The organism is Kitasatospora sp. NPDC085895, assembly GCF_040702125.1.
GTDB classification, from domain to species: domain Bacteria; phylum Actinomycetota; class Actinomycetes; order Streptomycetales; family Streptomycetaceae; genus Kitasatospora; species Kitasatospora arboriphila.
Map to the genome: position 1 here is coordinate 1 of NZ_JBFBJY010000148.1, position 9,385 is coordinate 9,385.

General features: G+C 68.9%; 11 protein-coding genes. 5 read left to right on the forward strand and 6 right to left on the reverse strand.

Translation table 11 applies throughout. The features are described 5' to 3' along the window. The 3 genes from AB0442_RS40450 to AB0442_RS40460 all read left to right on the forward strand — a co-directional run. Window positions 1-948, forward strand: a 948-nt coding sequence (locus AB0442_RS40450) for a hypothetical protein (RefSeq protein WP_366168525.1), incomplete at its 5' end; no start/stop codon positions are given. A gap of 33 nt (window positions 949-981) precedes the next feature. After that, the gene (locus AB0442_RS40455; protein WP_366168526.1) at window positions 982-1,884 is read left to right on the forward strand and encodes an aminoglycoside phosphotransferase family protein; all 903 of its coding nucleotides are present in this window, start codon (window positions 982-984) and stop codon (window positions 1,882-1,884) included. A 201-nt stretch (window positions 1,885-2,085) separates the two neighbouring features. Beyond that, window positions 2,086-2,895, forward strand: a complete 810-nt coding sequence (locus AB0442_RS40460) for a transposase family protein (protein ID WP_366168527.1) — start codon at window positions 2,086-2,088, stop codon at window positions 2,893-2,895. A gap of 237 nt (window positions 2,896-3,132) precedes the next feature. On the opposite strand, the gene AB0442_RS40465 is transcribed toward AB0442_RS40460, so the two are convergent. Beyond that, on the reverse strand, window positions 3,133-3,420 hold the full coding sequence (locus tag AB0442_RS40465; RefSeq protein WP_366168528.1) for a hypothetical protein: 288 nt from the start codon (window positions 3,418-3,420) through the stop codon (window positions 3,133-3,135). A gap of 401 nt (window positions 3,421-3,821) precedes the next feature. On the opposite strand from AB0442_RS40465, the gene AB0442_RS40470 reads away from it, so the two are divergent. Continuing rightward, entirely contained in the window at window positions 3,822-4,181 is a 360-nt protein-coding gene (locus tag AB0442_RS40470) for an HIT domain-containing protein (protein ID WP_366168529.1), read from the forward strand. 454 nt (window positions 4,182-4,635) lie between these two features. Here the strand turns inward: AB0442_RS40470 and AB0442_RS40475 are convergent, their stop codons facing one another. Together AB0442_RS40475 and AB0442_RS40480 are read right to left on the reverse strand one after the other, a co-directional pair. After that, a complete protein-coding gene (locus tag AB0442_RS40475) occupies window positions 4,636-5,004 on the reverse strand; it encodes a hypothetical protein (RefSeq protein WP_366168536.1) in 369 nt (122 codons plus the stop codon). A gap of 5 nt (window positions 5,005-5,009) precedes the next feature. Continuing rightward, complete coding sequence (locus AB0442_RS40480) at window positions 5,010-5,267, reverse strand: Arc family DNA-binding protein (protein WP_366168530.1); 258 nt, start codon at window positions 5,265-5,267, stop codon at window positions 5,010-5,012. Window positions 5,268-5,438: 171 nt separating this feature from the next. Here AB0442_RS40480 and AB0442_RS40485 point away from each other — a divergent pair, with 171 nt between their 5' ends. Continuing rightward, window positions 5,439-5,633: a hypothetical protein gene (locus AB0442_RS40485; protein WP_366168531.1), complete on the forward strand. Its 195-nt coding sequence runs from the start codon at window positions 5,439-5,441 to the stop codon at window positions 5,631-5,633. A gap of 96 nt (window positions 5,634-5,729) precedes the next feature. Here the strand turns inward: AB0442_RS40485 and AB0442_RS40490 are convergent, their stop codons facing one another. From AB0442_RS40490 to AB0442_RS40500, 3 genes are all read right to left on the reverse strand, one after another. Beyond that, window positions 5,730-6,791 (reverse strand): fatty acid desaturase, encoded by a 1,062-nt coding sequence (locus AB0442_RS40490; RefSeq protein ID WP_366168533.1) that lies wholly within the window; start codon window positions 6,789-6,791, stop codon window positions 5,730-5,732. A gap of 73 nt (window positions 6,792-6,864) precedes the next feature. Then, a complete protein-coding gene (gene dapF, locus AB0442_RS40495; RefSeq protein WP_366168534.1) occupies window positions 6,865-7,866 on the reverse strand; it encodes a diaminopimelate epimerase in 1,002 nt (333 codons plus the stop codon). A 90-nt stretch (window positions 7,867-7,956) separates the two neighbouring features. Next, complete coding sequence (locus AB0442_RS40500) at window positions 7,957-8,838, reverse strand: hypothetical protein (RefSeq protein ID WP_366168535.1); 882 nt, start codon at window positions 8,836-8,838, stop codon at window positions 7,957-7,959. Window positions 8,839-9,385 lie beyond the last annotated feature (547 nt).

Below are 9,385 nucleotides of genomic sequence, written 5' to 3' on the forward strand. Positions count from 1 at the left end.
TCCCACCGCCGGGCGGTCGAGGGCACGCTCGCCAGCACGACCGTCAGCGCAGGACGACTCGAGGTCCTGGACGAGCGGCTGATGGACCTCCGCCGCGCCTACGTCGTCACCCCGCCACTGGAGATGCTCGCCCAGCTCCTACGCGACCTGGACGAGGTACGCCTTCTCGCCGGTGAGCGGCAGCCCGCCCACGTCCAGGTCCACCTGTCGGAGATGATCGCGGTCCTGGCCACCCTGATCGCAGATGCGCTGATGAAGCTCGGGCGACTGGGCCAGGCACAGCTGTGGTACGGCACCGCGCGCACCGCGGCCGACGACAGCGGTAGTTGGGAGTTACGGGCACGTGTGCGGGTTCAGGCCGCCATGCTGCCCTACTACTACGGGCCGCTGGATCGCGCGGTGAGCTTCACCCACGAAGCGCGGCTCCTCAACCGCAACCGCCCCACGCCCACCGGTGCGTTCGCCGCAGCCGCCGCAGCACGGGCGCACGCCCGGCAGGGCAACGCCGAAGCGGCTCGTGCAGCGATCAAGGAAGCACGGGAACTGTTCGACCGATCCCGGCAGGGTACATCCCAACCCGACGACGCTTGGGCCTTCCCCCTGCGCCGGCTCTTGCTCTACCTCTCCGGCGCCTACACCTACCTCGGCGACATCACCCACGCACGCCACATACAGTCCGAGGCCCTGGCGCTGTACTCGGGTCGGACCGGTATCGACCCGGCGCTGCTACGCCTCGAGGAAGCGATGTGCCTGATCCACGAGCGCAGCATCACCGAAGCGTGCCAGCTGGCCGGCCAGACCTACCTGACGGTTCCTACCGCGCACCGGACCGAAATCCTCGGCGCCAGGGCTCAGGACATCATCGCCATACTGCCGGAGAACGCCCGATCTGCGCGGGCGGCGCGGGAACTCGGTGAGATCCTGGCGCTGCCGACCGGCGGGATGTGACAGAAGGGGCATCCGCCCGTCAGCCTTACAGGCATGAGTGCTCCGGTTGCCCGGATCGGCGGCTTCGCCGAGTCCGAAGTGTCCGACGTCCTGGAGAGCGCGTGCCGACAGGTCGGTCTCGACCCGTCCGGCGCGCAGATACTGCGCGGCCACACGAACGCCGTCTTCCGGCTCCCCACTGCTGGGGCAGTCGCCAAGATCGCCCGCGCCGGCACCCCCCACGCGAACGTACGACGCACGGTCGAGCTGGTCCGATGGCTCACCAGCCTGAACTTCCCCACCGTCGAACTACTGGCAGTGGATCAACCAGTCAGTGTCGGCACGCACACGGTGACCTTCTGGGAATACCTGCCGCAGCCCGACGTCCCCGTGCCGGCTGCCGACCTGGCAATACCCCTCCGCACATTGCACCGGCTTCCCCCGCCTCCCTTCGAAGTCCGGCCGCTCGACACAGTCTCGGCCATCCGACGATCACTCGATGCCACCACCGCCCTGCAGATCACCGACATCGCCTACCTATCGGCACGTGTGGACCAGCTGGAACAAGACCTTGAGAAGGTCCGCTTCGCCCTGCCGCCCGGCCTGCTGCAAGGCGACCCCCAGCACCGCAACGCACTCCACCACCCGGACGGCGCGGTGCTGTGCGACTGGGACACCGCATGCCACGGCCCGGCCGAACTCGACCTGGTCACCGTGGAGATCCACTGCCGCAGGTTCGGCTACGGAGCCTCCCACTACAAGGACTTCGCCCGCGCCTACGGATTCGACGTAACCAAGTGGAACGGGTACACCGTCCTGCGTGATCTACGGGAGCTTCGAATGATCACCACAAACGCCAAGCGGGCTGCCGCGAATTCGCCCACCCTGACCGAGGTAGTGCGTCGGGTAAAGGGGCTTCGCCATGCGAACAGTGACCTCCGATGGAACATCCTCTGACTCCCCTAGACAGCCGAAGGAGCCCCCAGATAGGCCAATCCCATGGTCACTGAGGTTTTCTCAGCGAAATGATCTCTGCGATGCGGGGGCGGCCGATGGCCTCGTGGACGAGCGGGCGCGGGCCCGGCCGCGGACAGACGTGAAGCCCCTGGTAGGACAGGTCTCTCTCACAAGATCGTCCGCTGAACCAGAGGCTTCACGTTGGTCACCTATGTTGCCACGCTCGACGTCCCGCGCCACGTCGTCGAGTTCCTGGCCCGTCTGCTGGCCGCCCACCGGCGCCGGATCGGCACCCCGAAGCGCTCCCGGGCGCTGGGTCCGTTTCGGCAGGCGGTGCTGGTGCTGCGTTGGTTCCGCGAACGCGGATGCGTGCACTGCCTGGCCTGCGACGCGGGCGTCTCCCAGGCCACCGGCTACCGCTACCTGCACGAGGGCATCGACGTCCTCGCCGACCAGGCCCCCGACCTGCACGAGGTCCTGACCCGCTGTCGGCACGAGGGCATGACGCATGTGATCCTCGACGGCACGCTGATCGAATCGGACCGCCTCACCGGGGTGCGCGAGAACGGCAACGACCTGTGGTTCAGCCAGAAGCACAAGGCCTTCGGCGGCAACATCCAGTTCCTGTCCGCCCCGGACGGCACCCCACTGTGGGTCTCCGACGTCGAACCCGGCAGTGTCCCCGACATCACCGCCGCCCGCATCCACGCCCTGCCCGCCCTCTACAAGGCGGCCGCCACTGGCCTGCCGACCCTCGCGGACAAGGGCTACATCGGCGCGGGCATCGGCATCCGCATCCCCGTCCGACGTCCAAAGGGCAAGTCCGAACAGGCACTTCACGTCGACACCCGCATGTTCAACGCCCTGCTGCGGCACGTACGCGCCCTGGGCGAGCGCGCGGCCGCCGAGCTCAAACAGCGATGGCGAGCCCTGCAGCACGTCACGCTCAGCCCCAGCCGGATCGGCGACATCGCCCGAGCCGCCCTCGTCCTCAACGGAATCTGGAAGTGATCACCGCTGAGAAAACCTCACTCCTGAGGGGCGGCGGCCGCACCCCGCTGCTCACCACGACCCCTTCGACGAGGTCCTGATGACCCCTGGCCGAAGGGAGCACGCCGATCGCCGCCTGCCCCACCTCAGGCATCAACGAGCACCTCGACCCTCGCAGCAGCCGCTGCGCAACGCCACCTTCCCGCGGTCACCGCGACCCTCCACCAGCCCTGCCGCCGACCACGCCGCCGCGCAATGTCAACCGGCTTTCGAGGTGGAGACTACGGTGGCGGCGGCGAGCGCGCCGGCGGTTCCGGCGGCGACCAGGTCGGCGAGGTCGAAGCCGCCGTTGGCGCGCAGCAGCAGGTCGTCGCCGGAGACCAGCAGCACGTCGTCGTCCTGGCCTACCCAGTCGGCGGCATAGATCAGTGGCAGGGCGGTGCCGTAGCTGCCGCTGGTGCGGGGCTGCTCGATGACGGTGATGTCCCCCGGGAAGGTGGCAGCGGGCTTGTACTTGTCCTGCCACCCACGACCTTCGAAGTACATGCGCAGCTCGGGGTCGTCGGCGACGTAGTGTCGGATCTGGCGGGCGCCCTCACCGGGCGGGGCGACGATGGCGATCCGCTGGGCGCTGGCTGCGATGCAATCGGCCAGGGTGTAGTCCAGGACGGGCCGGTTGAGACCGGAGCATGCACTTGGTGATGGTCCTGGAGACAGGGAATAGGCGGCTGCCGGCGGCGGTGACGGCGGTCAAGGGCATGTTGATTCACCTCATATGTTGATCGGATGATCTTGTGGCATATGTGAATTGATGGTCATTCAGGTCTCCCCGGTAGGCTGGCGCCTGTCTGGCACCATCGCGCACCCCGGGCACGGCACAGCGCTGGCCGCCGGGCGGCGCGGCCGGTCAGCGGCGCCGGGTCCAGCACTAGGGATGGGTGACCAGCATGACCACTGCCACCGAGCAGGTGTCGGATTTCTACTGCCAGGAGGCCTTGACCGGGAACACCCCGGTCACGGTGATCGAGGAGACGGATGACGTGCTCGCTTTCGAGCACACCCGTCCGTCGTACCCGGTGCACATCGTGGTGGTGCCGAAGCCACACACGCCGTCGCTGGAGGACCTTGGCGAGGGTGGTGAGGAGCTGTTGTTGAAGGTGCTGCGGGTCGTGCGGTCGGTGGCCGCGAAAGTGCGCGAGGAGTACGGCGCGTGCTGCGTCGTCACCAACCTGGGCGAGTACCAGGAGAGCAAGCACCAGCACTGGCACGTGTTGTTCCGGGGCGAGCTGCCCGAGGGCCACGTCTGAGCAGCCCGCCTCGGGCGTTCAGCGCCGTCGACGCCGGCGCGGCCGGGCCAAAGGACGGGAGCTGTCCCGAGGAACGCTCGCCCGGCTTGCCGGATACGCCCACGAGGGCAGCGCGCGCACGGTCTACAAGGAGCTTAAGGACGAGCTCGGCCCGATCGTGGTCCGCTCCGGCGAGCACGCAACCGGGGAGCTTGCGGCTTCCGGCACCCGGTCGTAGCCGCCCGGGACCGGGGCTCATCCAAGCAATCGCGAGCGGCCGCACCGGTTGGCCCGCTCTACCAGCGGGTGAGAGGTTCTTCGAGGGCCCGGCGCAGCAGGGCGAGAGACTGATCGGTCCGGAACTACCCGCTGCTGGGCGCCTTGGCGCAGCAGCCCGCAGCGCTGCGCCAAGGTTCTGCACGGGTGTAGCACAGCGGCAGGGGGTGCTGGTGCACCGGCCGCCGAGTGTGGGGGGTCAGGGCGTTAGGTCGATGACCCGGACCGGCTGGCCCTTCCAGCGGGCGGGGTCGACGGTGGCGACGACCGCGCCGTCCGGGCGCTCCGGGGTTGGGGCGGCGGCGTAGCGGGTGTGGGCCTGGGCCCAGGTGGTGTCGCTAGCGATCGCCAGGGCGGCGGCGAGGTCGAGGTCGAGCACGGTGACCGCGGGGAGGGCGGCGAGGTGTTCGGCGGTGCCGGGACGTTCCCGGTCGGCTTCCACCAGAGCGCAGGCGGGGGCGTAGAGGTACCAGCCGGCTTCGGCGTGGGCGCGGTGGATGAGGCGGGAGGCGAGGATGTTACCGCGGCCGGCGGCGACCATGGCGGTGTCGTCGAGGACGACGTGCAGCGCGGTCACTGGCCGCTCGCCTGGGCCAGGCGGCGGTCGAGCTCGGCGTCCAGCTGCTGGGTGTGCGCGGTGTCGGGGTCGTAGCCGTTCCAGGCCTGGAGCTTCTGGCGGGCTTGTTCGGCGCGTTCGGCGCGCTCGGCGGGGGTGAGCAGGGTGTCGGCGAGGCGGGCCAGGTAGGCGCGCAGGGACAGGTGCTCGGCGGCGGCAACCTCGGCGAGGCGGTCGCGGGTCTCGGCGGGGATGCGCACGTTGGCGTCGGCCATGGGTGGTGCTCCTCTCGGTCCCCATCAGGATACGGGTACGTACCCGCATCCTCCAATGGGTACGTACCCGTACCCGCCATAGTCGGCTCTGGGCGGGACCGTCCGTCGAAGCCTGAAGCGGCGAGGAGTGCGGGTTGAAGGAGCGGGACGTTGCCTCGGCGGCGTTGTCGGATGCCGAGAGCACCGCGGCACTGGAGCGGGTCGCCCTTCCGGCCGGGATCCGGCGCGCGGGTCAATGTCACCGGCGACGGCGTGGTGCTGCACGACCTTCTTGGCGGGGCGCGCCCGCACGTCTTCACCGCCTTCGAGTGGGACTGCTTCCTCGATGGCGTGCGCAACCGGGAGCCGGGGCTCGCTGGCCTCTGAGTGCACCGGCCCGCGCGGGCCAAACAGCACAACTGCCCCCTGGCCCAGTGGCCAGGGGGCAGTTGCATACCAACTCGAGTCCCGCAGGGAGGTCTCTCAGAGGGCTGCCGGGGCACTCCGAGCAGGCGACGGCACATCGGACACCAGCTGGCACAGCGCCCGCCGATGATGGCCGACCACCGCGAAGGAGCCGGCCAGCAGCCCCGACGGCGTGTAGTGAGGCATCCCAATGATGCGCTCCAACGCCGGCAGGTAGTTCCAGCGCACCGCGGGGTGCGCCGAGTGCGCGTAGTGGAACAGGTCGCCATAGGGCAGCCAGGTACCGCGCGCAAGCAGCGCAAGGGCGGCACTCTGCGGGTACAGGCGCAGGCAGCGAGCCGCTTCCACCGCGGCGGGGCTGCCCGAGACGGGCTCGGCGTCGAACCAGCGGTGCTCGACGATCAGGGACATCCAGGCGAGCTGCGGGTAGATCAGCAGACGGGGCAGCGTGAAGGCGAATAGCACAGCGGGCCAGCCACCGACGAGGAACGCAGCGGTCGCGGCCGTGCCGAACGCGGGCAGGCGCCACCAGCTGGCGCTGGGCGCGAGGTTGGCGGCCAGAGAGCGGCAGGTGTCCGCGAGGCCGGCCGGGGTGAGCGGGAAGACGATACCCCGGGCGAACCGCCAGGTTCCGACGCCAGGCACCAAGCCGGCCTGCTCCAGGTCGGCCAGGTTGGGATCCACTCCGGCAACGGTCGCGTTCGGGTGGTGCTGGCGCACATGCCGCTCGCGCCTGACCGGTACCGGCACCAGACCCATCGGCACGTGAACGAGGGCCTCGGCCAGCACGGTACCCAGGCGCGGGGAGCGGGTGAGGACGCCGTGGACGGCGAAGTGGCTGACCTCCTGGAGGTGGCGGAACTTCACCGCCACCGCGAGCGCCGACACCGTCCATCCGACCGGGCCGCCGTGCGCGGCCACGGCCCACCAGCCGCCGATCTCCGCCCAGTGGCCGACCATCAGCAGCACCGGTGTGATGTCGTTTGCCCGGGCGCGCTGAAGCGCCACCAGGTCCCGGCGCGTGGTGACAGGCGCCTTGCCCCGCCGGGGACTGAACCACCAGCGGTCTACTTGGCGCACCGCAATAGCGGCGGCAATGATCGATAAGTACGTGAGCATGTTCCAACTCCCCCTCGGGCCCGGCTCCGCGCTCTGCGCGGCCCCGGGCCCAAGGGGTGCTGGGACGGCGACGTCAGAGCTGGTCCGGGCTGACTCCGGCTGCTTGCAGTGCCTTCAGATTGTCCTGGTACAGCAGGTCGAAAGCATCAATTTCGGCACCGTAGGCTTCCCCGACCACCATGTTCAGCGGGCCGTCGGCCAGCAGGGCGTCCGCGTCCGTCTCGACCCGGTAAACGATGGTGGCATTGCCTTCCAGGACCGGCTGCCATCCGCCGTCGCGCTCCTGCAGCCAGATGCGGGCAGGCCCGCCGGCGTTGCGCACCACGACCGGCTGGTCAGGGTCGGCCAGGTTCAGCTGGGACAGGACCGCACGAGAGGCCGAGTTTCCCGATCCGCACGAGGGGGTCAGACCTGCGCCCCGCTCGAAGGTGCGCACAAACGCCTCACCGTCACCGATCGGCAGGACGAAGGAGACGTTCGCCCCGATGGGGAACGCCTCCGGGGTGTCGGCGACGCGGGTACCGGTCGCAACCAGGTCGCTCTTGTCGTAAGCGTCGATGACGGAGACCAGGTGCGAGTTCGGCATCGCCACCGCGGACACCGGCAGCACTGCATGGAAGGCCGGCAGCACCTTGCCGATGAACGGCGAGGCAACCCCCGCAACGATCGCATCCGAGGGCAGGAAGTTCGCCGGCGGAAGCTCGACCGAAACTTGCCGCACGCCCTGCGGGGTGAAGTCCGCGCTGCGGATGGTGAAAGCGTACGGGCCGGTATTAACCACGTAACTGTCCGCGGCGTGGCGGTCCAGCAGCAGCCGACCAGCGCAGCGCATGCCATTGCCGCACAGCAGAGCCTGGGAACCGTCAGGGTTGAAGAACCAGGCGTCCGCGGTGCCGTCGCCGTGGTCGGCGACGAAGTAGACGCCGTCGGAGCCAAGGCCCACCTTGCGATCGCAGAGCTTCGTCACGGCCCGGGCGATGTCGGCGGAGGCGAAGTGGTCCTCCGGGGCGCCGTCGATCACGAAAATGTCGTTGCGCGACCCGTGGGTCTTGGCAATCGAAAGTGAGTGTGACATGGGCCGCTCTCCACCTCGCACCGGCCCTGCCGACCGGCTCATACAGTCATCCTACCGAGGCGTTGATCACCCCTGGCGGGGCGGCGGCCCTCAGAGCTTGTCGACGGCCTCGGTGGCCCGACCCTGCTCCCACGTTCCAGCGTCCAGCATCGGACGGGCGACAGACTCGTAAGACTGCAGCGCGAAGGGGGCAGCACCGGCGCCGTGCCCCCAGATCGACTCAAACCGACCGGCCCACCGGTCGACCTGCTTGAAGTACACCGAGGAGCGGCCGCGAGTGTAATCCGCGTCGCCCTGGTCCTCCTCGACGAGCACCGCAGCCCGCGAGACCACCACGAAGTCGATCGCCTGGTCCGCGCGCAGCCGGTCGCGAACCGCGATGCCGCAGGTAACGCCGAGGGAGCGGTGGTGGTCGATCAGCTGGAGCAGGGAGCGCGCATAGTCCTCGCGCACCAGGTCGTTCGCCCAGCAGATGAACAGGCGCTGGATCGTGCCGCCCGACTCGATCAGGCGACGGTTGACCGCCAGGTACTCCCGACGCTGCGTGAGCAGGTTCGGGTTGGTCGTCAGGTCAGCGGCCAGGACGCGCTTGGGCTCGGAGCCGGAGTCGATCAGAACCTGGAACAGCAGCACCGACAGGCGCGGCACCTCGGTGGCATACACCTGCAGGTGGCCGTCCGCGATCTCGCCGAAGTCGGCGATGAGTTCCTGCTCCAGCTGGCTGCGCACCAAGTCAAAGTAGCGGCCATCCGACATGTCCCGATTGTTGGCGCGCCGCAGGTGGATGTAGACCTGCCGCATCCAGACATGGTTCGCCACCAGCAGCAGGACCAGCACCGTCTCCACCACGACGACGGCCTTGAGGCTCACCGCGCTGCTGGCCCAGCCAATCACCGGTGTCGCCAGACCGACGACCCCGATCACCCCGTTCAGAACGGGTGACGACAACAGATCGGCGACCTGGGTCGTCATATCCCGGCGTGGTGCAGCAGTAGCCATGTATTCGACGTCCCCCTCGTGTAGCCCCTCGACCCCCACATGATCCCGGACCACAGCCCATGGGGACAAGGCCGTCACCCCTGACCTGCACAAAGCAGGCCACGACAACTAGCGCACAACTGAGGCCACGTGACAGGCCATCAGGATCAGCCCCTTTCGACGATCGCGGCATCGCTGTTGCGGAAAAAGGCTGCCCGGACCGGCTTGTGCAGGCATGATCATGCCAGGGGAAGAAGTGCATTGGACGTCGCCACCGGCCGCGTACTGTGGCTCGACGACGGGGTAGCAGCCCAGCCCTGCCGGGCGGCCTGGCCGAAGAACGCTGTGTGTGCCAGGCCTGCGGGGAACACTTGATCATCAAGGGGACCAAGGCCGGGATCGAAGGTGTCCACCCATCGGGGACAGGTCCCAAGGCCGGGTAGTTAAGGGCGCGCAGATCATCAACCCGTAGCTTCCGGGTTTGGGGCTCGTTGTTGTGCTATGGGGACTCCGAGTGAGCAACAAGTCGCGCTGGCAGCGA

Bases quoted from the DNA above. Each gene is read 5' to 3' on its own strand.
- AB0442_RS40455 (WP_366168526.1), top strand. From the start codon at position 982: ATGAGTGCTCCGGTTGCCCGGATCGGCGGCTTCGCCGAGTCCGAAGTG.
- AB0442_RS40465 (WP_366168528.1), bottom strand. From the start codon at position 3,420: ATGTACTTCGAAGGTCGTGGGTGGCAGGACAAGTACAAGCCCGCTGCC.
- AB0442_RS40470 (WP_366168529.1), top strand. From the start codon at position 3,822: ATGACCACTGCCACCGAGCAGGTGTCGGATTTCTACTGCCAGGAGGCC.
- AB0442_RS40480 (WP_366168530.1), bottom strand. From the start codon at position 5,267: ATGGCCGACGCCAACGTGCGCATCCCCGCCGAGACCCGCGACCGCCTC.
- AB0442_RS40485 (WP_366168531.1), top strand. From the start codon at position 5,439: ATGCCGAGAGCACCGCGGCACTGGAGCGGGTCGCCCTTCCGGCCGGGA.
- AB0442_RS40490 (WP_366168533.1), bottom strand. From the start codon at position 6,791: ATGCTCACGTACTTATCGATCATTGCCGCCGCTATTGCGGTGCGCCAA.
- dapF (WP_366168534.1), bottom strand. From the start codon at position 7,866: ATGTCACACTCACTTTCGATTGCCAAGACCCACGGGTCGCGCAACGAC.
- AB0442_RS40500 (WP_366168535.1), bottom strand. From the start codon at position 8,838: ATGACGACCCAGGTCGCCGATCTGTTGTCGTCACCCGTTCTGAACGGG.